The sequence below is a fragment of the Azospirillum agricola genome (assembly GCF_020005195.1).
Taxonomy (GTDB): domain Bacteria; phylum Pseudomonadota; class Alphaproteobacteria; order Azospirillales; family Azospirillaceae; genus Azospirillum; species Azospirillum agricola.
In genome coordinates this window covers 912,075-934,862 of record NZ_JAIFZR010000005.1, presented here as the reverse complement: position 1 = coordinate 934,862, position 22,788 = coordinate 912,075, and the positions used below count along the sequence as shown (strand labels likewise).

Here is a 22,788-nt window from a genome sequence, read left to right as displayed (position 1 = left end):
AACGAGATGCAAGCAGCTACTGGGGCGCCGCGCGGGCGCCGTGCGGGCGCCGGCCGTCCGAAGACCGGAAAGCCGAACCCGATCGACGTGCATGTCGGATCGCGCGTCCGTCTGCGTCGGACGCTGCTGGGTATGAGCCAGGAGAAGCTGGGCGAGGCCATCGGCCTGACCTTCCAGCAGGTGCAGAAGTACGAGCGCGGCGCCAACCGCATCGGCGCGTCGCGCCTGTTCGACCTCAGCCGCGTCCTGGACGTTCCGGTGTCCTTCTTCTTCGACGACATGCCGGCCGAGGCTGCCGCCGCCCGCGTGGACGACGAGGATGACGCGGCGGGTTCGGAAGAGCGGCCGACCGGCGGCTACGAGCCGGACCCGATGGCCAAGCGCGAGACGCTGGAGCTGGTCCGCGCCTACTACAAGATCAACGACCCGTCGGTGCGCAAGCGCCTGTTCGAGTTGACCAAGGCCGTCGCCAACGCGGCCGTCGCCGAAGCGGCGGAATAACGGCGCGCCATGAGCCCCACCGAAGGGGGAATGCGAAGCTCGGCCGCATTCCCCATTCGTTGTCTTGGTGGATGTCCGTGATCGTCCCAGGTCAAGGACACGGGCAGTCGGGAGTTTGCTTGACCGCGGCGGGAATCCTTGTCAAATACCGGGTTGGGTCGGTGTCCTGCGGGCGCTGTACCGATCTGTCGTTTCGACTTGTGAAATAGCGCACCGCGAAAAGCCGAGGTTCCCCGTGGCCAAGCTTAACTACGTCTTCACCAGCGAATCCGTGTCGGAAGGCCATCCCGACAAGGTCTGCGACCGCATCTCGGACGCCATTGTCGATCTGTATCTGTCGCACGACCCGCAGGCCCGCGTCGCGGTGGAGACGCTCGCCACCACCAACCAGGTCGTGCTGGCGGGCGAAGTCCGCGGCCCCGACAGCATCAAGGTTGACCAGCTGGTCGAGGTCGCCCGCGCCGCGGTGAAGGACATCGGCTACGAGCAGGACGGTTTCCATTGGGAGAAGATGGACGTCAAGTGCCTCGTCCACTCCCAGTCCGCCGACATCGCGGTCGGCGTCGACGCCGCCGGCAACAAGGATGAAGGCGCCGGCGACCAGGGCATCATGTTCGGCTATGCCTGCCGCGAGACCCCGGCGCTGATGCCGGCCCCGATCTATTATTCCCACGCCATCCTGAAGTCGCTGGCCGAGGCCCGCCACTCCGGCGCCGCTCCCCAGCTCGGGCCCGACGCCAAGAGCCAGGTCACGCTGCGCTACGTCGACGGCAAGCCGGTCGGCGCCACCGCCATCGTGCTCTCGACCCAGCACGCCGAAGGGCTGGACCAGGACGCCGTGCGCGAGATCGTCCGTCCGCACATCGTCAACTGCCTGCCGCAGGGCTGGATGTGCGACGAGGCGAACCTGTACGTCAACCCGACCGGCCGCTTCGTCATCGGCGGCCCGGACGGCGACGCCGGCCTGACCGGCCGCAAGATCATCGTCGACACCTATGGCGGTGCCGCCCCGCACGGCGGCGGCGCTTTCTCCGGCAAGGATCCGACGAAGGTCGACCGTTCGGCCGCCTACGCCGCCCGCTACCTCGCCAAGAACGTCGTCGCGGCGGAACTGGCCGAGAAGTGCACGATCCAGGTGTCCTACGCCATCGGCGTGTCGAAGCCGCTGTCGGTCTATGTCGACACCCACGGCACCGGAAACGTCGACGAGGACCGCCTGTCGGAGATCCTCCAGCAGCTGGTCGATCTCAGCCCGCGCGGCATCCGCACGCATCTGGGCCTGAACAAGCCGATCTACGCCCGCACCGCCGCCTACGGCCATTTCGGCCGCGAGCCGGATGTGGACGGCGGCTTCTCGTGGGAGAAGACCGATCTGGTGGCCGACCTGCGCAGCGCCTTCCGCTGAGCCGGGTCCTCACCCGACGAGACGACAGCAGGGGCCGGCGACGGCCCCTGCTTTGTTTTGAGGGCCCTGCCTTCCCCTGCCCCCGACATCCCCCGTTCATCGAAAAGCGCGCCGCGACGTCATGACCGACCAACCCTTCGATTCCGCCGATTCGTCCAACCGTCTTTTCGGCCGCCGCAAGGGGCGCCCGCTCCGCAAGCGCCGCACCGAACTGCTCGACACGCTGCTGCCGACGCTGGAGATCCCGGTGCCGAAGCCCGGCGAGCGCGTCGACCCGCAGGCCCTGTTCACCCGGCCCGGACAGTCCGAACCGGCGCAGGACGTCTGGCTGGAGGTCGGCTTCGGCAGCGGCCATCACCTCGCCTGGCAGGCGCGCCACAACCCGGAGATCGGGCTGATCGGCGCCGAGCCCTTCGTCAACGGCGTCGCCGCCCTGCTCGGTCTGCTGGACGACGACAAGCTGGGGAATGTGCGGGTGCTGCCCGACGACGCCCGCCCGCTGCTCGACGCCCTGCCCGACGCCTCGATCGGCCGGGCCTTCGTGCTGTTCGCCGATCCCTGGCCGAAGAAGCGCCACGCCGACCGCCGCTTCATCGGGCCGGAGAATCTGCCCCGCCTCGCCCGCGTCCTGAAGGACGGAGCTGAGCTGCGGCTGGCCAGCGACGACATGGGGCTGGTTCGCTGGATGCTGGAGCACACGGTCAAGCACCCGGATTTCGAGTGGACCGCGCGGGTCCCGTCCGACTGGCGCGTCCGCCCGGCCGACTGGCCGGCGACCCGCTACGAGGAGAAGGCCATCGCCGCCGGCCGCAAGCCGGTGTTCCTGCGCTTCGTCCGCAAGCCGCGGGGGTGAGGCTCTGCCTTCCCGTCATGACCGGGCTTCGTCCCGGTCATCCATGCGGACGCCTGTGATGACCGTGCCAGGCACGGTCATGAGGTGCTGTAGGGGTTACGGGCTGGCCGGATCCGGCGCCGCGACCACCGGCTCGGCGAAATGCTCGACGACCGGGAACGGGTCGTAGAAGTGGTGGAGCCGTTGCTTCCATCCCGCGTAGCGGTCCGAGCCGCGGAAGCCCTCCGTGTGGTCCTCCAGCCGGTCCCACCGGACGAGCAGCAGGTAACGGCCGGCATCCTCCAGACAAGGCCGCAGCTCCATGCCGCGAAAGCCGGGGGTGGCGGCGATCAAGGGCCGTGCTTCGGCCATCGCCCGTTCGAATTCCACCCGCCGTTCCTTCCCGATCGTCAGCAGCGCCGCTTCCAGGATCATCCCTTTTTCCCCCGAAGAACTTGCCCGTGATGCCAACCTCGCTTGCACGTCCGGGCAATGCCAGGGAAAAGGCTTGCGGGAACGGGCGGAATGACTATATTCAGCCCTCACGGAACCTCATACGGATCGACGGCCCGGGAAACTGGGCCGGCGGGACGCATTGCGGGTGGGCTTCGGCCCACTTATTTTTTTATCAGCCTATGGAAACCTCGTCCGGTTCAATCCCGGCCGCAGGCTTGGGTCAGGTGGAATGGACGCAACAGGTCGCATCGAACAGATCATCACGCCGTCGGTCGAGGCCATGGGCTACGAGGTCGTGCGCGTCCAGATCTCCGGCGGCCAGCGGGCGGTCCTCCAGATCATGGCGGAGCGCGCCGACGGCGCGGCCATGACGGTCGAGGATTGCGCCGACATCAGCCGCTCCGTGTCGGCCCTGCTGGACGTGGAAGATCCCATTCGCGACGCCTACACGCTTGAGGTCAGCTCGCCCGGCATCGACCGGCCGCTGACCCGATTGAAGGATTTCGAGCGCTTCGCGGGGTTCGAGGCCAAGCTGGACACCCGGCTGGCGTCGTCGGACGGGCGCAAGCGCTTCCGGGGCATGCTGAAGGGCGTCGAGGACGGCCTCGTGTGCATCGAAACCGAACAGGGAGCCGCCCGGTTGGAGTTCGACAACATTCTGCGCGCCAAGCTGGTTCTGACGGACGATCTGATCCGCGCCAGCCAGGACGCGCAGGGTTGATCCCCAGCCCGGCATTTCGCAAGACCACACGCCGCCAGGAAGTGTAACGGATGGAACTGCTGCAAGTCGCTGACGCGGTCGCCCGCGAAAAGAACATCGACCGGGACGAAGTCCTGGAGGCGATGGAACAGGCGATTCAGAAGGCCGGTCGCTCCAAGTACGGCCATGAGCACGACATCCGCGCCCGCATCGATCGCAAGACCGGCGACATCCATCTGACCCGCCATCTGGAGGTGGTCGAGACGGTGGAGAACGAGGCGACGCAGGTCACCCTGCCCTACGCGCAGCGCCGCAAGGCCGGCGCCAAGGTCGGCGACTTCCTGGTCGATCCGCTGCCGCCCATCGATTTCGGCCGCATCGCCGCGCAGACCGCCAAGCAGGTCATCGTGCAGAAGGTGCGCGACGCCGAGCGCAAGCGGCAGTTCAACGAATACAAGGACCGCAACGGCGAGATCGTCAACGGTCTGGTCAAGCGCGTCGAGTACGGCAACGTCACCGTCGATCTCGGCCGCGCCGAGGCGATCCTGCGCCGCGACGAGCTGCTGCCGCGCGAGCATTTCAAGAACGGCGACCGCGTCCGCGCCTACATCTACGACGTCCGCGAGGAAGCCCGCGGCCCGCAGATCTTCCTGTCGCGCACGCATCCCATGTTCATGGCGAAGCTGTTCGCGCAGGAAGTGCCGGAGATCTACGACGGCATCATCGAGATCAAGGCGGTCGCCCGCGACCCGGGCTCGCGCGCCAAGATCGCGGTGCTGAGCCACGACAGCTCGATCGATCCGGTCGGCGCCTGCGTCGGCATGCGCGGCAGCCGCGTCCAGGCGGTCGTCGGCGAGTTGCAGGGCGAGAAGATCGACATCATCCCGTGGGCGAGCGAGGCCGCGACCTTCGTCGTGAACGCGCTGGCCCCGGCCGAGGTCGCCAAGGTCGTGCTCGACGACGAGAACCGCCGCATCGAGGTGGTGGTGCCCGACGACCAGCTCTCGCTGGCCATCGGCCGCCGCGGCCAGAATGTCCGCCTCGCCTCGATGCTGACCGGCTGGGACATCGACATCCTGACCGAGAACGAGGAATCGGAGCGCCGCTCCGAGGAGATCCACAACCGCTCCGGCCTGTTCATGCAGGCGCTGGACGTCGACGACGTGATCGCGCACCTGCTGGTCGCCGAAGGCTTCACCTCGGTCGAGGAGATCGCCTACGTCGAGACCGAGGAGCTGGCCGAGATCGAGGGCTTCGACGAGTCGGTCGCCGACGAGCTGAAGCAGCGCGCGCTCGCCTTCCTGGACGTGCGCGAGAGCGAGGCCAACGACCGCCGGCTGGAGCTGGGCGTCGAGGACGTGGTCGCCGAGCTGACCGGCTGCTCCGCGTCGCAGCTCGTGAAGCTGGGCGAGGCCGGCGTGAAGACGCTGGACGATCTGGCCGATCTGGCGGGCGACGAACTGGTCGAGATTCTCGGCAAGGACGGCCCGACCGAGGATGAGGCCAACGAGATCATCATGGCCGCGCGCGCCCACTGGTTCGACGGTGAGGGCGGCGAGGCTCCGGCCGGCGGTGCGACCGCCGCGGACGGGCAGGGCGCCCAGGCCTGATTGGTCTGGTGTGCAGGGATTGATCGGTTTTGGGACCGCGGAAGGCGGATGACGAACGGATGACCGCGCGGAACGACGCACAGGCACCGGACGCCGCCGACACCCCCGAGACGGGGGAGGGCGCGGTGCCGGAGACGACGAACGAGCTTGGGAACGAGTTCGGGGACGGGGCGGGGGAACATCTGCCGGCCGACGACGAGAAGGGGCCTCTGCGCCGCTGCATCGTCTCGCACGCCGTGCAGCGCAAGGACGGCATGATCCGCTTCGTGATCGCGCCGGACGGCGAGGTGGTTCCCGACCTTGAGGAATCGCTGCCCGGCCGGGGCCTGTGGGTCACGGCGGATCGGGCGGCGCTGGCGAAGGCCATGGGGAAGTCCGTCTTCGCCAAGGCCGCCCGCCGGGCGGTGAGGGTGCCGCCGGATCTGGCCGAAAGGCTGGAGCGGCTGCTGGAACGGCGTTGTCTGAACGGTCTGGGCCTCGCCCGCCGTGCGGGCCACGTTCTCGCCGGGTACGAGAAGGTGCGCGAGGCGTTGAAGGTCAACCAGGTCGGTCGCGCGGGTCCCCCGCCAGCCCTTCTGGTCGAGGCCGCCGACGGTTCGCTCGACCAGCGCGGCAAGGTGACGGCGCTCGCGCCGTCGCTGCCGGTGATCGATCTCTTCGCGTCGGCCGATCTGGCCGCCGCCCTGGGGCGCGATCACGCGGTGCACGCGGTGGTGGCGCGGGGCAGGCTGGCCAAGGGGCTGGCTCGTGACGCGGCGCGCCTCAAAGGACTGAAGGGCCCCTGCGAACAACGTGAGCAGGGGATGTCTGATAAGGGCTTGGGAGTCGGCGATGGCGCCGGCCGGCCTGCGATGTAACGTCTGACCATTCGGGAACCGATGACCGACAGCAACGACCAGGACCAGAAGAAAGTCTTGCACCTCAACTCCGGCGCCGGCAAAGGGAAGCTGGAGTCGAAGAAGCCGGTCGAGACCCAGGTCCGGCAGAGCTTCTCCCATGGCCGGTCCAAACCGGTGACCGTCGAGGTCAAGCGCAAGCGTCATGTTGAAAAGGGCGCCGTGCCCGGCATCGCCGACGGCGGTGCCGCCGCGCGCCAAGCCGCCCAGGGCCTCCCCATCCGCGGCGGAGCCGGCCAGCGCCCCCGCGGCGGTGGCGCCCCGACCGCCGGCCGCAAGCTGACCAGCGAGGAGCTGGCGTCCCGCATGCGCGCCCTGCAGGGTGCCGCGCAGGCCGACGAGCAGCGCCGCATCGACGCGGAGGAGGAGGCCGCCCGCGCCGAGGCCGCCGCCGCCGAGGCGGCTGCCGCCGCCGCGCTCGCCCCGCCGCCGGCCCCGGTCGAGGAAGCCCCGCCCGTCATCCTGGACGCCGAGACCCTCCGCGAGCGCGAGATGGCCGAGATGCGCGCCATCCAGGAGGAGGAGCGCAAGGTCGCCGAGGCGGCCGAGGCCCGCCGCAAGGAAGAGGAAGCCCGGCGCAAGGAGGCCGAGGAGGCCAAGCGCCGCGAGGCCGAGGCCGCCGCTCCGCGCCGCGACGGCGCCCGCGACGGTGCGGGCCCCCGCACCGCCGGTGCCGGCCCGTCCCGCTCGGGCGAGTCGCGCCCCGGTTCGTCGGCCGCTCCGGCCCGTCCGGGTTCGGACGCCGCTCCCGGCCGCACCCTGCCCGGCGCCGCGGCTCCGGCCCGCGCCGAGGAGGAGGACGACAACCGCCGCAAGGGCGGCCGTGGCGGCCCCGGCCCGGCCAAGGCCGCGCCGGCGCGGCCCGCCGCCAAGGCTCCCGTCGGCGCCGACCGCCGCAAGGGCGCCAAGATGACCGTGTCGCAGGCGCTCAGCGACGATGGCGGCGACCGCACCCGGTCGCTGGCCGCCGTCCGCCGTGCCCGCGAACGCGAGCGTCTGCGTCTGATGAGCCGCCAGGAGACCGCCAAGGTCACCCGCGACGTCGTGCTGCCGGAAGTCATCACGGTCCAGGAACTCGCCAACCGCATGGCCGAGCGCGGTGCGGACGTCATCAAGGCGCTGATGCGCATGGGCGTCATGGCGACGATCAACCAGACCATCGACGCCGACACCGCCGAGCTGCTGATCACCGAGTTCGGCCACCGCGTCCGCCGCGTGTCCGAGTCGGACGTCGAGATCGGCCTGCGGGCGACCGAGGAGGAGGGCGCCGTCCTGGTGTCGCGTCCGCCGGTGGTCACCATCATGGGCCACGTCGACCACGGCAAGACCTCGCTGCTCGACGCGCTGCGCCAGACCGACGTGGTGTCGGGCGAGGCCGGCGGCATCACCCAGCACATCGGCGCCTATCAGGTGCAGCTGGAGTCGGGTGCGAAGATCACCTTCATCGACACGCCGGGCCACGCGGCCTTCACCGAGATGCGCGCCCGCGGCGCCAACGTCACGGACGTGGTCGTGCTGGTGGTCGCCGCCAACGACGGCGTCATGCCGCAGACCATCGAGGCGATCCGTCACGCCAAGGCCGCCAAGGTTCCGATCATCGTCGCCATCAACAAGTGCGACCTGCCGGACGCCAAGCCGGAGCGCGTCCGCCAGGAGCTGCTCCAGCACGAGCTGGTGGTCGAGGAGATGGGCGGCGACGTGCTCGACGTCGAGGTGTCGGCCAAGGCCAAGCGCAACCTGAACAAGCTGGAGGAGGCCATCCTCCTCCAGGCCGAAATCCTGGAGCTGCGCGCCAACGCCAACCGCACCGCCGAAGGCGTCGTCATCGAGGCGAAGCTGGAGCGCGGCCGTGGTTCGGTCGCCACCGTGCTGGTCCAGCGCGGCACGCTGAAGGTCGGCGACGTGTTCGTGACCGGCGCCGAGTGGGGCCGTGTCCGCGCGCTCATCAACGACCGCGGCCAGAACGTCAACGAGGCCGGCCCCGCCGTCCCCGTCGAGGTGCTGGGCCTGAACGGCACCCCGCTGGCCGGCGACGACTTCACCGTGGTGGAATCGGAAGCCCGTGCCCGCGAGATCGCCGAGTTCCGTCAGCGCAAGAAGCGCGAGGCGAGCAACGCGGCCACGGCGCGCGGTTCGCTCCAGGACATGTTCAGCCGCATCCAGGCCGGCGAGGCCAAGGAACTGCCGGTCGTCATCAAGGGCGACGTGCAGGGCTCGATCGAGGCCATCGCCAGCTCGCTGGAGAAGCTCACGGCCACCAACACCGAGGTCAAGGTCCGCGTCCTGCACAACTCGGTCGGTGCGATCAACGAATCCGACATCACGCTCGCCAACGCGTCGAACGCGATGATCATCGGCTTCAACGTCCGCGCCAACCCGCAGGCCCGCGATCTGGCCAAGCGCGACGGCGTCGAGATCCGCTACTACTCGATCATCTACAACGTGATCGACGACGTGAAGGCGGCGCTGACCGGTCTGCTGTCCCCGACGCTGCGCGAGCGCTTCATCGGCTACGCGACCATCCGCGAGGTGTTCAACATCACCAAGGTCGGCAAGGTCGCCGGTTGCATGGTCACCCAGGGCACCGTCAAGCGTGGTGCGGGTGTCCGCCTGCTGCGCGACAACGTCGTCATCCACGAGGGCACGCTCAAGACGCTCAAGCGCTTCAAGGACGAGGTCAAGGAGGTCCGCGAAGGGTACGAGTGCGGCATGGCCTTCGAGAATTACGACAACATCCTGCCGGGCGACCAGATCGAAGCCTTCGAGATCGAGGAAATCGCCCGCGAGCTGTAAGGCCTCGTCCAAGCGAGCGGTGGTTGTTCGGATCGCCCGTCCATTCCCGGTGTCCTGCCGGGGATGGGCGGGCTTTCCGCTTCTCCCCCTCGGAAGCGGGGGACGCGCTTCCGTCTTCCGTCGGACGCGGGTCCGGACAGCCGTCCCGGCTTGGGAAACTGTCCGGGCGGCTTGACCACGGTCGCCGCCGACCGACCTCTAGAATTCCAGGGCCTTCCGGCCAGAAAACCCGGTTCCGGGCCATCCGGCGGGCAAGACATTCACGAAAGACAGCGACCATGGCGAGCAAGAATCGCGGCGCGATCAACGCCGGCAAACCCCCGTCCCAGCGGCAACTGCGCGTCGGCGAGGAACTGCGCCACGCGTTGGCCGATCTGTTCCGCCGCGGCGATTTCCACGATCCGGAGCTTTCCGGGCTGAACATCACCGTGACCGAGGTGCGGATCAGCCCCGACCTCAGCAACGCGACGGTGTTCTTCACCACGCTGGGCGGCGGCCGGATGGACGAGGCGCACACGGCGCTGCGCCGCGCCGCCGCCTTCCTGCGCGGGCAGGTCGCCCGCATGGTCAACCTGCGCCACGCCCCGACCCTGACCTTCGAGGGCGACACCTCCTTCGACTACGCCCAGCACATCGACACCATCCTGCACAGCCCGGCGGTCGCCCGCGACCTCGGCCGCGTCAACGGCGACGACGACCACGACGAGGATGACGAGGACGATTCCTGGGACGAGGAGGAGGGCGACGAGGAGGACGGCGACGATCCCGACCTCGACGACGCGGACGAAAGCGACGCGGACGAGGCCGGCAAGGGCGGGCGCCGTGGCTCGTAAGCGCAAGGGCGAGCCGATCCATGGCTGGATCGTGCTCGACAAGCCCGAAGGCATGGGCTCGACGCAGGCGCTGTCCAAGGTGCGGCGCCTGCTGAACGCCGACAAGGGCGGCCATGGCGGCACGCTCGACCCGTTGGCCAGCGGCATCCTGCCGATCGCGCTGGGCGAGGCGACCAAGACCGTCTCCTACGCCATGGACGGCGCCAAGACCTACCGCTTCGGCGTCCGCTGGGGCGAGCGCACCACCACCGACGACCGCGAGGGCCCGGTGGTCGAGCGTTCCGACGTCCGGCCCTCGGACGAGGCGATCCGGGCGGCTCTGCCGGCCTTCCTCGGCGACATCGACCAAGTGCCGCCGCAATTCTCCGCCATCAAGATCGACGGCGAGCGCGCCTACGACATCGCCCGCGAGGGCGGCACCGTCGAGTTGGCCACCCGCCGCGTCCGCATCGACCGCTTCGACCTGGTCGAGCGGCCGGACGACGACCACGCCCTGTTCGAGGTCGATTGCGGCAAGGGCACCTACGTCCGTTCGCTGGCCCGCGACCTCGCCGTGGCGTTGGGAACGGTCGGCCACGTCCATCTGCTGCGCCGTTTGCGCGTCGGCCCTTTCACGCTGGACGGCGCGATTTCCCTGGACGAACTGGCAACCTTGGAGCAAGGTGCCGCCGTCGAACGACTTCTGCTGCCGATCGAGACCGCGCTGGACGACATCCCGGCGCTGGCCCTGACCGAAGCGGAAGCGCACCGACTGAGACATGGCCAGACGGTGGCTCTCCTCACCCGGCAGGATCGCGAACGCCTCGAAGCGCTTCGCGGGGCTGCCGCTGGGGATGGCACCGTCATTGCGCTTTTCGGCGGCAAGCCGGTGGCGCTGGCCCGTGTCGAGGGGGCGGAGGTCCGTCCGGTGCGCGTCCTCAACCTTTGACGATTTAGGAGACCCCGATGTCGATTACGCCCGAGCGCAAGCAGGAGCTGATCAAGGAATATTCGCGCGGCCAGGCTGACACCGGATCGCCCGAAGTCCAGGTTTCGATCCTGACCGAGCGGATCAGCAACCTGACCGAACACCTGAAGAGCCACAAGAAGGACTTCCACTCCCGCCGTGGTCTGCTGGTGATGGTCGGTCAGCGCCGTCGTCTTCTTGACTATCTCAAGAAGAAGGACAATTCCCGTTACGCCACGCTCATCGAGCGCCTGGGCCTGCGTCGCTGATCGGCGCGCTGTCCAGACCGTGACCGGATACGACGCCCCAGCCAGCCGCCGCCTCGCCGCACCCTCGGGTTCCGGCGGGTGCGGCGCGCCGGTTGGGGCGTCGCGTTTTTCAGCACGTCTTCCTGTTGCGACGCGATTGATCTTTAGAGCTTTTTGATGGACAGGCCGGCCCCGATCCTCGATCGGGGGACCGGCCTTTTTCGCATCAATCTCTGTTGTCGTTTCCAACGCTTTTACTCTCTGCGGGGCCTTACGACTGGCGGCCCCGGTCTCGGGCGGCAATCCGGCCGTCCTGGGCGTCGGATGGAAGGAAAAAATCATGTTCACTGTGCATCGTAAAGAAATCGAATGGGGTGGGCGCAAGCTGGTCCTGGAGACCGGCAAGATCGCCCGTCAGGCCAATGGCGCCGTCCTGGTGACCTATGGCGACACCACCGTCCTCTGCACCGCCGTCGCCGCCAAGGCGCCGAAGCCGGGCGTCGATTTCTTCCCGCTGACGGTCAATTACCAGGAAAAGGCCTTCGCGGCCGGCAAGATTCCCGGCGGCTTCTTCAAGCGTGAAGGCCGCCCGACGGAGAAGGAGACGCTGGTCAGCCGCCTGATCGACCGTCCGATCCGTCCGCTGTTCGCCGAGGGTTTCCGCAACGAGACCCAGGTCGTCTGCACCGTCCTCAGCCACGACCTCGAGAATGATCCCGACATCGTCGCGATGGTCGGCGCGTCGGCCGCGCTGACGATCTCGGGCATTCCGTTCCTCGGTCCGATCGGCGCCGCCCGCGTCGGCTACAAGAACGGTCAGTACATCCTGAACCCGACCGCCGACGAGGTCGAGGACACCGATCTCAACCTCGTCGTCGCCGGCACCACCGAAGGCGTGCTGATGGTCGAGTCGGAGGCCAAGGAGCTGACCGAGGAGGTCATGCTCGGCGCCGTCATGTTCGGCCACAGCGGCTTCCAGCCGGTCATCGAGGCGATCATCGACCTCGCCGAGCTGGCCGCCAAGGAGCCCTGGGACCTGCCGGAGCCGGCCTACGACCGCAAGGCCCTGAAGGCCCGCCTGCGCGAGACCGTCGGCGCCGACGTCGAGGCCGCCTACACCGAGACGGTCAAGCAGTCGCGCTACGAGAAGGTCGGCGCCGCCAAGGCGAAGGCCCTGGAGACGCTGGCCGCCGAGTACGAGGCCCAGCAGATCGGCACCGAGTTCAAGGAGCTCGAGGCCGACATCCTGCGCGGGGCGGTGCTGAAGACCGGCCGCCGCATCGACGGCCGCGACACCAAGACGGTCCGCCCGATCGTCTCGGAGGTCGGCGTGCTGCCGCGCGCCCACGGTTCGGCGCTGTTCACCCGTGGCGAGACCCAGGCGCTGGTCGTGACCACGCTCGGCACCAGCCAGGACGAGCAGATCATCGACGCGCTCGAGGGCGAGTACCGCGAGCACTTCATGCTGCACTACAACTTCCCTCCGTACTCGGTGGGTGAGGCCGGTCGCATGGGCTCGCCGGGCCGCCGCGAGATCGGCCACGGCAAGCTGGCGTGGCGCGCCATCCACCCGCTGCTGCCGAAGAAGGAGGACTTCCCCTACACGCTCCGCGTGGTGTCGGAAGTCACCGAGTCGAACGGCTCCTCCTCGATGGCCACCGTCTGCGGCACCTCGCTGTCGCTGATGGACGCCGGCGCGCCGCTGGTGCGTCCGGTCGCCGGCATCGCCATGGGCCTGATCAAGGAAGACACCGGCTTCGCCGTGCTGTCCGACATCCTGGGCGACGAGGATCATCTCGGCGACATGGACTTCAAGGTGGCCGGGACGGAAGTCGGCGTCACCGCGTTGCAGATGGACATCAAGATCACCTCGATCACCGAGGAGATCATGAAGATCGCCCTGGCCCAGGCCAAGGACGGTCGCCTGCACATCCTTGGCGAGATGTCGAAGGCGCTGACCGGCGCCCGCGACGGCGTCAACGAGAACGCCCCGCGCATCACCGTGATCAACATTCCGAAGGAGAAGATCCGCGACGTGATCGGCTCCGGCGGCAAGGTGATCCGCGAGATCGTCGAGCAGACCGGCGCCAAGATCGACATCGACGACGACGGCACCGTCAAGGTCTCGGCGGTCGACCAGAAGAAGTCGGACGCCGCCATCGAGTGGATCAAGGGCATCGTCGCCGAGCCGGAGCTGGGCGTGGTCTACACCGGCAAGGTCGTGAAGGTCGTCGATTTCGGCGCCTTCGTGAACTTCCTGGGTTCGCGCGACGGCCTCGTCCACATCTCCGAGCTGGCGCAGCAGCGCGTCGGCAAGGTGTCGGACGTGGTGTCGCAGGGCGACGCCGTGAAGGTGAAGGTCATCGGCTTCGACGACCGCGGCAAGGTCAAGCTGTCGATGAAGCAGGTCGACCAGGCCACCGGCGAGGACCTGACCAAGAAGGCCGACTGACCGCGGTCGCTTCCCATCCGTTCCTTTCCCGCGTCGGCGGGGGAGGGGCGGGTAAGGAAAGCCGGGGCTCAGGCCACGAAAAAGGGGCGCTTCCCACGCGGGAGCGCCCCTTTTTCCGTCCTATCCTTACCTGGTCGCGGCGCTGTCCGGCGTCATTGGACCGCCCGGACCTCGACCACTTCCGGGATGTAGTGGCGCAGCATGTTCTCGATGCCGTGCTTCAGCGTCGCGGTCGAGCTGGGGCAGCCGGAGCAGGCCCCCTTCATCGCCAGATAGACGACGCCCTTGTCGAAGCCCTGGAAGGTGATGTCGCCGCCATCCTGCGCCACCGATGGGCGGACGCGGGTGTCCAGCAGCTCCTTGATCTGCTCGACGATCTCGTCGTCGTCGCCGCTGCTGGCGGCGTGGCCGTCGCCGGCGTCGCTCAGCAGGACCGGACGGTCGGCGGTGAAGTGTTCCATGATGACGCCGAGGATCGACGGCTTCAGCAGGAACCAGTCCTTGGCGTCGGTCTTGGTGATGGTGACGAAATCGGCGCCCAGGAACACGCCGGCGATGCCGTCGATCTCGAACAGGCGCTGGGCGAGCGGCGAGCGGGCGGCGTCCTCGCGGCTGGTGAAGTCGGCGGTGCCGCGTCCGAGCACGTCTCGCCCCGGCAGGAACTTGAGAGTCGCCGGGTTGGGCGTCTGCTCGGTCTGAATGAACATGGTGCTATCCTCCATCGGCGCCGAACTGGGCTGGCGGCGCTCCTGAAATTTGGGCAGAATCGCCGGCCGGATCAAGCACCGGATTGGTCCGGTTATTCCTTTGGGGCTATTTCGTTGTGACGATTTCGCGGACCGGGCACGCCGCCCCATCCTCCCCGTCCCATGACGCCGCCTCGGTCGTCGGCTGGCTGCTGCGGGAGGGACGCCACGCGCCCGATGCCGAGTCCCTGGTGGAGGATTTCTGCGGCCGGCTGATCGCCGCCGGCGTGCCGCTGGCGCGCTGCGTGCTGGCCTTGCAACTGCTCCACCCGCAGATCCGCTCGATGGTCTATTTCTGGCGCCGGGGCGATCCGGCGATCGAGGCCGTCACCGCCCCGCACGGCACCGAACTGCTGGAGCCCTACCGCACCAGCACCTTCGCCGCGCTGATCGACGAGGGGGCGGACGGCATGCGCTACCCGCTGGAGCGGATGGAAGCGCCCTGGCCCTACCCGGTGCTGGGGGAACTGCGCGCGACGGGCCTGACCGACTACGCGGCGATGGCGGTGCTGTTCGCCGGCGGGCGGCGCAACGCGATGAGCTTCGCCACCGACCGGGCGGGAGGCTTCTCCACCGACGATCTCGCGCTGCTCGACGCCCTTCTGCCGGCGCTCGGCACGGTGCTGGAGACGCTGGCGCTGCGGCGGCTGGCGGCGACGGTGCTCGACACCTACGTCGGCCGCAAGACCGGCGCCCGCATCCTGTCCGGCGACATCCGGCGCGGCACCGGGGCCGACGTCCGCGCCGTGCTGTGGTACTGCGACCTGCGCGGTTTCACCCCGCTGGCCGACCGGCTGCCGCGCGAGGAGTTGATCGCGCTGCTGAACGGCTATTTCGAATCGATGGGCGACGCGGTGGAGCGCCACGGCGGCGAGATCCTGAAATTCATCGGCGACGCCATGCTGGCGATCTTTCCCCTGGCCGGGGAGGAGGACGGAAGCGACGCCGCCGCCGCTGTGAAGGCGCTGAACGCGGCGGCCGACGCGCTCGCCACCATGGCGGCGCAGAACGCCGAGCGGGCCGCCTGGGGCCAGCCGACCCTGCGCTGCGGCATCGCGCTGCATGTCGGCGAGGTGATGTACGGCAACATCGGCTCGACCGAGCGGCTGGACTTCACGGTGATCGGCCCGGCGGTCAATCTGGTCAGCCGCATCGAGGGGCTGTGCGGCCGGCTGGAGCGCACGGTGCTGACCTCGGCGGCCTTCGCGGCGCTGGTCAGGGCGGACGGGGAGGGCGGCGGTCACCGGCTCGATGCCATCGGCCACCACACGGTCAAGGGATTGGCGGACCCGGTCGCGGTCTATGAGCTGAGGGTGTGAAGATCCCCCCTCTCCCGCCCCTCGGGGAGAGAGCCGGGATGGGGGGATCGGTGGCGGGGAGCGTCCGGCAGGCGGAACCCCCTCACCCTAACCCTCTCCCCGGGGGGGAAAGGGGATTGAGGTCCGGGTAATGCTCACCTCCGAACCGACCCGAAGCCCAAGCTCCACATCCGCGCGGCCCCGGTTGACGGCGATCTCCGCCAGCCCGTTGGCGTTCTCGTACCACAGCGCCTCGCCCGGTTCGGCGTCGGCGAAGGTGCGGCCCCGGCGCATCGTCCGCCCACCGGTCGTCAGGACCGCATCCTCGGGCAGCGTGGCGGCGCGCAGGCCGGTCATGGCGTTGCCGTAGACGTCGACATAGACGATGCGCGGCAGATCGTCCGGCCAATCCGGGCGGGCGACGGCGCCGTCCGGCAGGACGGTGCGCTCCACCTCCCGTCCGGTCGCCAAACGCGCCGCAACGGGGGCAAACAGGTCACGGCCGTGGAAGCTGGCGGACAGACGGTCCGGCAGCCAATCGATGCTCCAGGCGCGGACGCTGGCGGCGCGGCGGCGGACCAGCTCGAACAGGCCGTTGTCAGGACCGACGAAAAGGTGCCCGTCGGCCTCGACGACCAGCGGGCGGCGGTCGGTGCCGACGCCGGGATCGACGACGCAGACGAAGACGCTCCCCAATGGGAAGGCGGGGGCGTAGGCGGCCAGCAGATAGGCGGAGAGCTGTGGGTCGAAGGCGGGGGCGTCGGCGAACAGGTCGATCACCGGCACACCCGGCGCCTGCCGCGCCAGCACCGCCTTGACCTGCCCGGTGTAGGGGCCGGACAGCCCGAAATCCGTGAAGAGCACGATCATGGCCGCCAGTGTAGCGCGGCCATGATCCGGCGGGAAAGTCCGGGCTGGAACGCCGCTCAGCTTCCCGTCTTCAACGCGTCCAAACGCGTCTTCAACAGCGCGTATTCCGGGTCGTTCGGCTGGAACTGGGCGATCAGCCGGGTCCAGTAGTCGGTGGCTTCGGCCTTGCGGCCCACCGTCATCGCGTCGAGGCCGAGCAGCCATAGCGCGTCGCGGTTGGTGGCGTCGCCGGCCAGCGCCTTGCGCAGGGCGGCGGTCGCCTCCTCGGGCATCGGCGCGGGCGGGTCGCTGCGCGGCTGGTTCTGAAGGATGGAGCTGGCGTAGACGACCAGCACGTCGGGCCGGTCGGGCGCCCGTTCACGGGCCTTGCGGGCCGCCTCCAGGGCCTTGGCCGGCTCGCCCAGCACGTTGTAGGAGCGGACGAGCCGGACCCAGCCGTCGATGTCCGACGGGTCGGCTGCCAGCCGCGCCGCGAGGCCGTCGACCATGCCGCGCACCATCTGCTCGCGCTCCTCGGCGGAGGGCTGCTGTTGCGGCTGTCCCTGCGCCTGCGCGGTGGCGGGAGTCTCCTCGGCGGGCAGCGGGTTCGGCGTCACGGCGGCGGGGTCGAGGTTGAGGGCGATGGCCGCCTCGCGGATCTGCGCCTGCACGGTGGGCACCCACGCCGCGTTGGCCGGCGATTCCGCGAGCAGGGCGCGCCAGCGTTCCAGCGCGTCGCGCTGGTCGCCGGCCTGATGGCGGGCCAGCGCCGCGAAGAAGCGGGCGCGGGCGTCCTTCGGATCCCTGGCCAGCACGCCGTCGAAGGCGGCGCGCGCCTCTTCCGGGACGGTGCCGTCGTTGGCCTCGGTCAGCGTCTCGGCGAACAGGCCAAGCAGCTCGAGGTCGTCCTTGTTCAGCGCCACCGCGCGGCGCAGGGCGTCGGCCGCCTCGGCGGGGCGGTTCATCTTGACGTAGGCCTGGCCCAGGATGGCCCAGCCCTGGGCGTCGTCCGGGCTTTCGGCCAACTGCTGCTTCAGCTTGTCGATGGCGGCGAGCACGCTCTTCGGCGGACCGCCGCGCTCCTGCTCCAGGTTGCGCGAGGCGAGCGGCCGGGCCGGCTGGTCCGGACGGCCGACCGCGCCATAGACCGCCAGCGCCCCCACCGGCACCGTCAGGGCCAGCACCATCGCCAGCGCCTTCGCCGAGCGGGCGGGACGGGCGGCCGGCTGCGGAGCGGGCTGGGCGGTCGCCAGCATGCGGCGGCCGATCTCGGCCTTTGCCGCCTCGGCCTGGGCCGGGCTGATGACGCCGCGCGCAAGGTCGCGCTCCAGCTCGTCGAGCTGGTCGCGGTAGACCTCGCGGTCGTAGTCGTCGCGGGCGGGCGCCGCGTCCGCCGGCTTCAGCAGCGGCGGCAGGATCAGCAGCAGAACAGCCACCGTCAGCGCGGCGGCGAGAATCCAGAACAGCATCACGCGTCGTCTTTCCGCAGCAGCGCGTCGAGCCGCCGCCGTTCGTCATCGCTCAGGGGCACGGTGTCCGCCCCGGCGGCCACCCCGCGCCGGCCGCGCAGGAACAGCGCGGTCGCCACCCCGCCCAGCAGCAGGATCGCGAAAGGCCCCACCCACAGCAGCAGCGTCGTCGCCTTGAAGGGCGGGCGCAGCAGCACGTAATCGCCATAGCGGTCGGTGACGTAGCCCAGCACGCCGGCATCGCTGTCGCCCGCCTTCAGCCGCTCGCGCACCAGCACGCGCAGGTCGCGGGCCAGCGGCGCGTTGCTGTCATCGATCGACTGGTTCTGGCAGACGAGGCAGCGCAGCTCCTTGCTGATCTCCCGCGCGCGGGATTCCAGCGCCGGGTCGGGCAGCACCTCGTCCGGCTGAACCGCGAGCGCCGGGGCGGCGGCCAGGATGGGAGCAGACAGCGCCAGGACGGCGGCGAGAAGGAGCCGCCTCATCCCTGCCCCCGCAGATGCTTGACCATCGGGAGGATCTGCTCGTCCACCACCTGCGGGGTGAGCGGTCCGACATGCTTGAAGCGGATGCGGCCCTGGCGGTCGACCAGGAAGGTCTCCGGCACGCCGTAGACTCCCCAGTCGATCGACACCCGCCCGTCGAGGTCGGCGCCGATGCTGGCGTAAGGATCGCCGTTGCGGGCCAGCCAGGCCAGCGCGTCCTCGGCCTTGTCCTTGTGGTTGATGGCGCGGACGGTGACGCCCTGCTCGCGGGCCAGCCGGGTGATGATCGGGTGTTCCGCCTTGCAGGGGATGCACCAGGAGGCGAAGACGTTGACCAGCGTCACGTCGCCCTTCAGCCGCTCCGCCGACAACCCCTCGGGACGGCCGGGTAAGGGCGGCAGCTCGAAGGACGGCACCGGCTTGTCGATCAGGGCCGACGGGATGTCGCGAGGATCCCTTTGAAATCCCAGGTAAAAAGCCACACCCACGCCGATGAACAGCAGGAAGGGCAGCAGGTAGAGCAGGCGGCGCATAGGGGTGTATCCTTACTTGTCCGCGCTACTCGGCGGGCTGGACGGCGGGCTTGGCCGCGCGGCGGCGCTCCGGCGCGCCGATGCGGAAGCGCCGGTCGGTCAGGCTGACGAAGCCCCCCAGCATCATCCCGACGCCGCCGATCCAGATCCACGGCACCAGCGGGTGGTGGTAGATGCGGACGATCCAGGCGGTGCCGTTCTGCGTCGGGTCGCCCAGCGCCACGTAAAGGTCGGAGAAGACCGTCGTGTGGATGGCGGATTCGGTGGTCGTCATCCGGGTGACCGGGTAGCTGCGGCGCTCCGGCGTCAGGGTGGCGAAGGGAACGCCGTCCTTGCTGACCGTGAAGACGGCGCGGTCGGCGCGGTAGTTGGCCCCCGGCACCGTGCCGATGCTGTCGAAGCGGAACTCGTAGCCGGCGAGGCTGGCGGTGTCGCCCGGCTTCATGGCCGAGATCGACTCGGTCTGCCACGCCGAGGTGCCGGTCATTCCGAAGATGGCGAGCCCGACGCAGGCGTGCGCGATCGTCATGCCCCAGGCGCTGCGCGGCAGATGCACCGCGCGGTTCCAGCTGTCCTTCACCGGGATGCGGAACAGGCGGATGCGCTCGGCGAACTCGACCAGCGAGCCGACGAAGGCCCAGGCCCCCAGCGCGATGCCGACCAGCGCCAGCAGCGGTCCGCCGCCGGCCGTCAGATAGGCGGCGACGGCGACCATGACGACCACGGCGATGCCGGCCACCCACAGCCGGGTCAGCGCCGCGCCCAGATCCGCCCGCTTCCAGGACAGGAAGGGGCCGACCACCATGGCGGCGACCATCGGGATCGCCACCGGCAGGAAGGTCGCGTTGAAGAAAGGTGGGCCGACCGAGACCTTGCCCAGATTCAGCACGTCGAGGAACAGCGGGTAGAGCGTGCCGATGAACACCGTCGCCGTCGCGGTGGACAGCAGCAGGTTGTTCAGCACCAGCGCGCCCTCGCGGCTGACCGGGGCGAACAGGCCGCCGGCCTTCAGCGTCGGCGCCCGCAGGCTGTAGAGCAGCAGCGAACCGCCGGTGGCGATCGCCAGCAGCACCAGGATGAAGACGCCGCGCGCCGGATCCACCGCGAAGGCGTGGACCGAGGTCAGGATGCCCGAGCGCACCAGGAAGGTGCCCATCAAAGACAGAGAGAAGGTGACGATGGCGAGCAGGATGGTCCAGCTCTTCAGCGCGTCGCGCTTCTCCACGACGATGGCGGAGTGCAGCAGCGCGGTGCCGGCCAGCCAGGGCATGAAGGAGGCGTTCTCGACCGGGTCCCAATACCACCAGCCGCCCCAGCCCAGCTCGTAATAGGCCCACCAGGAGCCCATGGCGATGCCCATGGTCAGGGTCGACCAGGCGGCCAGCGTCCAGGGCCGCACCCAGCGCGCCCAGGCGGGATCGACCCGCCCCTCGATCAGGGCCGCGACCGCGAAGGAGAAGGCCATCGAGAAGCCGACATAGCCGGCGTAGAGGAAGGGCGGGTGGAAGGCGAGGCCGGGATCCTGCAACAGCGGATTCAGGTCGTTGCCGTCGAGCGGCGGCGGGATCACCCGGATGAAGGGGTTGGAGGTCGCCAGGATGAACAGCAGGAAGCCGATGCCGATCAGGCCCTGCACCGCCAGCACGCGCGCCTTGAGCGTCGGCGGCAGGTTGCGGCCGAACACCGCGACGGCGGCGCCGAAGACCGAGAGCATGACGATCCACAGGATCATCGAGCCCTCGTGGTTGCCCCAGACGCCCGACACCTTGTAGAGCATCGGCTTCAGCGAGTGGCTGTTCTGCACCACGTTCTGCACGCTGAAGTCGGACACCACATGGGCCCAGGTCAGCGCGCCGTAGGCGACCAGCACCAGCAGCATCTGGGCGACGGCGGCAGGGCCGGCGACGTTCATCCAGGCGGTGTTGCGGGTGGCGGCGCCGACCAGCGGCGGGCCGGCCTGCACCAGCGCCACGAACAGCGCCAGCACCAGCGCGTAATGGCCAAGTTCGGGGATCACGGTCCCGCTGCTCCTTGAATGTCGACCTCGAAGCCGTCCCTGACGGGCGGACGTGGACTATTTCGCCGTGGCGGCCTGGGCCGTGCCGGGCGCGCCGGAGGGGGCCGCGCCGGGATGGGCGCCGTTCCTGGCGTCCTTGTAGACGCCGGCCTGCTTCAGCGCCTCCGAGACCTCCGGCGGCATGTAGTTCTCGTCATGCTTGGCCAGCACCTCGCGGGCGACGAAGACGCCCTTGGTCAGCTTGCCTTCCGCGACGACGCCCTGGCCCTCGCGGAACAGGTCGGGCAGCTGCCCGCGGTAGCTCACGTCGATGGTGTGGGCGGTGTCGGTCACGCGGAACTCGGTGACCAGACCGTCGGTCGACTTGCGGACGCTGCCCTCCTCGACCAGCCCGCCGAGGCGGAAGCTGCGGTCGCCGACCTGCTGGGTCTGCAACTGGGTCGGGCTGTAGAAGAAGACGATGTTGTCCTGGAACGCGGTCAGCGTCAGGGCGGTGGCGCTGCCCAGCCCGAGCAGGGCGAGGCCAAGCATGTAGAGGCGGCGCTTTTTCCTGGTCATCCTTCACTCGCTCCCGCCGGCGTTCCGGCGGCCGTGTCGGGCTTCCCATCGGCCCGTGGGCGGGTGCGGCGACGCGCCGGACGGGCGCTTTCCAGCGCCTTCAGCGTCGTCTCGGCGTCGCGCAACCCCTTCCAGGTGGCCAGCAGCAGGCCCAGCAGCACCAGCGCCGCGATGGCGTAGGCGGGCCAGACGAAGGCGGCGTAACCACCCATCGAGAGAAAGTCTGTCATGGCGTTATCCCTGCGCTCCCTCGCCGGCCGCGCTCAGGCGCAGCGTCTGGATCCTGCGTTGCGTGATCTCGGTCCGCAGGCGCAGCAGGACCACCGCGACGAAGTAGGCGGTGAAGGCCCCGGCCATCACCAGCAGCGGCAGCAGCATGGTGGGGTCGATGCTGGGACCGCCCATCTTCACCACGCTGGCCGGCTGGTGCAGCGTGTTCCACCAGTCGACCGAGAACTTGATGATCGGCACGTTGACGATGCCGACCAGCAGCAGGACGTTGCCGGCCCGCAGCCCGCGCTGCGGATCGTCGAAGGCGTTCACCAGGGCCATGTAGCCGAGATAGAGGAAGAAGAGGATCAGCACGCTGGTCAGCCGGGCGTCCCACACCCACCAGGTCCCCCACATCGGCGCGCCCCACAGCGAGCCGGTGACGAGGCACACGAAGGTGAAGCCGGCGCCGATGGGCGCGGCGGCCTTGGCGAACAGGTCGGCCAGCGGGTGCTTCCACACCAGCCCGGCGCCGGCGGCGACGGCCATGTTGGTGTAGACGAACAGGCTCATCCAGGCGGCGGGCACATGGATGTACATGATCCGCACCGTCTCGCCCTGCTGGTAGTCGGGCGGCGAGCCGAACAGGCTGAGATAGAGCCCGACGATCGTCAGGATCACGGCCGCACCGGCGCTCCACGGCAGCAATGCGGCCGACAGGCGCAGGAAGCGGGCGGGGTTGGCGAAACGATGCATTGACTGGCCCCAGGACATGACCTTCGGTCGCGCTTGGCGAGGATATAGGCGCATGTATGCCGGAGCGCGAGGGGTTTCGCCTTGATCTTAGTCAGGAAGTTGGGGCGGTCAGACCATGGTATGAGAGATTGTCACAACACGGCGCGGCCGCCCGCTTCCGGCCCTTTCCGCCGGTGGCGGGGATGGGCCGGCGCG

22 protein-coding genes are annotated in these 22,788 nt (G+C 69.4%); 12 read left to right on the top strand and 10 right to left on the bottom strand.

Annotated features, from left to right (window positions below):
- Nucleotides 1-6: 6 nt before the first annotated feature.
- The 3 genes from JN22_RS19345 to trmB all read left to right on the top strand — a co-directional run bounded on the left by JN22_RS19345 (nt 7) and on the right by trmB (nt 2,759).
- Nucleotides 7-501 (top strand): helix-turn-helix domain-containing protein, encoded by a 495-nt coding sequence (locus JN22_RS19345; protein WP_085555499.1) that lies wholly within the window; start codon nt 7-9, stop codon nt 499-501.
- A gap of 235 nt (nt 502-736) precedes the next feature.
- Nucleotides 737-1,906: a methionine adenosyltransferase gene (gene metK, locus JN22_RS19340; protein ID WP_085555498.1), complete on the top strand. Its 1,170-nt coding sequence runs from the start codon at nt 737-739 to the stop codon at nt 1,904-1,906.
- Between the two features lie 121 nt (nt 1,907-2,027).
- Nucleotides 2,028-2,759 carry a tRNA (guanine(46)-N(7))-methyltransferase TrmB gene (gene trmB, locus JN22_RS19335; protein ID WP_085555497.1) on the top strand — a complete coding sequence of 244 codons (732 nt, stop codon included), beginning with the start codon at nt 2,028-2,030 and terminating at the stop codon, nt 2,757-2,759.
- 96 nt (nt 2,760-2,855) lie between these two features.
- On the opposite strand, the gene JN22_RS19330 is transcribed toward trmB, so the two are convergent.
- On the bottom strand, nt 2,856-3,173 hold the full coding sequence (locus tag JN22_RS19330; protein WP_085555496.1) for an antibiotic biosynthesis monooxygenase family protein: 318 nt from the start codon (nt 3,171-3,173) through the stop codon (nt 2,856-2,858).
- A 250-nt stretch (nt 3,174-3,423) separates the two neighbouring features.
- On the opposite strand from JN22_RS19330, the gene rimP reads away from it, so the two are divergent.
- From rimP to pnp, 8 genes are all read left to right on the top strand, one after another.
- Complete coding sequence (gene rimP / locus JN22_RS19325) at nt 3,424-3,915, top strand: ribosome maturation factor RimP (protein ID WP_085555495.1); 492 nt, start codon at nt 3,424-3,426, stop codon at nt 3,913-3,915.
- A 50-nt stretch (nt 3,916-3,965) separates the two neighbouring features.
- Nucleotides 3,966-5,504, top strand: coding sequence for a transcription termination factor NusA (gene nusA, locus JN22_RS19320; protein ID WP_085555494.1), 1,539 nt, complete (start codon nt 3,966-3,968; stop codon nt 5,502-5,504).
- A gap of 59 nt (nt 5,505-5,563) precedes the next feature.
- Nucleotides 5,564-6,361 (top strand): RNA-binding protein, encoded by a 798-nt coding sequence (locus tag JN22_RS19315; protein ID WP_085555493.1) that lies wholly within the window; start codon nt 5,564-5,566, stop codon nt 6,359-6,361.
- Nucleotides 6,362-6,382: 21 nt separating this feature from the next.
- Nucleotides 6,383-9,193 carry a translation initiation factor IF-2 gene (infB, locus tag JN22_RS19310; RefSeq protein WP_085555492.1) on the top strand — a complete coding sequence of 937 codons (2,811 nt, stop codon included), beginning with the start codon at nt 6,383-6,385 and terminating at the stop codon, nt 9,191-9,193.
- A 278-nt stretch (nt 9,194-9,471) separates the two neighbouring features.
- Nucleotides 9,472-10,026, top strand: coding sequence for a 30S ribosome-binding factor RbfA (rbfA, locus tag JN22_RS19305; RefSeq protein ID WP_085555491.1), 555 nt, complete (start codon nt 9,472-9,474; stop codon nt 10,024-10,026).
- Nucleotides 10,016-10,954, top strand: coding sequence for a tRNA pseudouridine(55) synthase TruB (gene truB, locus JN22_RS19300; protein ID WP_085555490.1), 939 nt, complete (start codon nt 10,016-10,018; stop codon nt 10,952-10,954). Before rbfA ends, truB begins: the two co-directional genes overlap by 11 nt.
- Before the next feature lie 17 nt (nt 10,955-10,971).
- The gene (gene rpsO / locus JN22_RS19295) at nt 10,972-11,241 is read left to right on the top strand and encodes a 30S ribosomal protein S15 (RefSeq protein WP_085555489.1); all 270 of its coding nucleotides are present in this window, start codon (nt 10,972-10,974) and stop codon (nt 11,239-11,241) included.
- Nucleotides 11,242-11,560: 319 nt separating this feature from the next.
- Nucleotides 11,561-13,672 carry a polyribonucleotide nucleotidyltransferase gene (gene pnp / locus JN22_RS19290; protein WP_085555488.1) on the top strand — a complete coding sequence of 704 codons (2,112 nt, stop codon included), beginning with the start codon at nt 11,561-11,563 and terminating at the stop codon, nt 13,670-13,672.
- A gap of 152 nt (nt 13,673-13,824) precedes the next feature.
- Here the strand turns inward: pnp and JN22_RS19285 are convergent, their stop codons facing one another.
- Complete coding sequence (locus tag JN22_RS19285) at nt 13,825-14,379, bottom strand: NifU family protein (protein ID WP_085555487.1); 555 nt, start codon at nt 14,377-14,379, stop codon at nt 13,825-13,827.
- 116 nt (nt 14,380-14,495) lie between these two features.
- On the opposite strand from JN22_RS19285, the gene JN22_RS35255 reads away from it, so the two are divergent.
- Nucleotides 14,496-15,737, top strand: coding sequence for an adenylate/guanylate cyclase domain-containing protein (locus JN22_RS35255; protein WP_223677792.1), 1,242 nt, complete (start codon nt 14,496-14,498; stop codon nt 15,735-15,737).
- A gap of 87 nt (nt 15,738-15,824) precedes the next feature.
- Here JN22_RS35255 and JN22_RS19275 read toward each other — a convergent pair whose 3' ends face one another.
- Genes JN22_RS19275 through JN22_RS19240 form a run of 8 tightly spaced genes read right to left on the bottom strand, consistent with a single transcriptional unit; the run spans nt 15,825 to nt 22,593 of the window.
- Nucleotides 15,825-16,586, bottom strand: a complete 762-nt coding sequence (locus JN22_RS19275; RefSeq protein WP_085555486.1) for an SAM hydrolase/SAM-dependent halogenase family protein — start codon at nt 16,584-16,586, stop codon at nt 15,825-15,827.
- Nucleotides 16,587-16,642: 56 nt separating this feature from the next.
- Nucleotides 16,643-18,034 carry a c-type cytochrome biogenesis protein CcmI gene (ccmI, locus tag JN22_RS19270; protein ID WP_085555485.1) on the bottom strand — a complete coding sequence of 464 codons (1,392 nt, stop codon included), beginning with the start codon at nt 18,032-18,034 and terminating at the stop codon, nt 16,643-16,645.
- The gene (locus tag JN22_RS19265) at nt 18,034-18,519 is read right to left on the bottom strand and encodes a cytochrome c-type biogenesis protein (RefSeq protein ID WP_085555484.1); all 486 of its coding nucleotides are present in this window, start codon (nt 18,517-18,519) and stop codon (nt 18,034-18,036) included. The genes ccmI and JN22_RS19265 overlap by 1 nt, the downstream gene beginning before the upstream one ends.
- The gene (locus JN22_RS19260) at nt 18,516-19,052 is read right to left on the bottom strand and encodes a DsbE family thiol:disulfide interchange protein (protein ID WP_085555483.1); all 537 of its coding nucleotides are present in this window, start codon (nt 19,050-19,052) and stop codon (nt 18,516-18,518) included. The genes JN22_RS19265 and JN22_RS19260 overlap by 4 nt, the downstream gene beginning before the upstream one ends.
- A 25-nt stretch (nt 19,053-19,077) precedes the next feature.
- Nucleotides 19,078-21,069 carry a heme lyase CcmF/NrfE family subunit gene (locus tag JN22_RS19255; RefSeq protein WP_085555482.1) on the bottom strand — a complete coding sequence of 664 codons (1,992 nt, stop codon included), beginning with the start codon at nt 21,067-21,069 and terminating at the stop codon, nt 19,078-19,080.
- A 57-nt stretch (nt 21,070-21,126) separates the two neighbouring features.
- A complete protein-coding gene (gene ccmE, locus JN22_RS19250; RefSeq protein WP_085555481.1) occupies nt 21,127-21,627 on the bottom strand; it encodes a cytochrome c maturation protein CcmE in 501 nt (166 codons plus the stop codon).
- Nucleotides 21,624-21,857, bottom strand: a complete 234-nt coding sequence (gene ccmD / locus JN22_RS19245; protein ID WP_085555480.1) for a heme exporter protein CcmD — start codon at nt 21,855-21,857, stop codon at nt 21,624-21,626. The genes ccmE and ccmD overlap by 4 nt, the downstream gene beginning before the upstream one ends.
- Before the next feature lie 4 nt (nt 21,858-21,861).
- Nucleotides 21,862-22,593, bottom strand: coding sequence for a heme ABC transporter permease (locus tag JN22_RS19240; protein WP_085555479.1), 732 nt, complete (start codon nt 22,591-22,593; stop codon nt 21,862-21,864).
- Nucleotides 22,594-22,788: the final 195 nt, after the last annotated feature.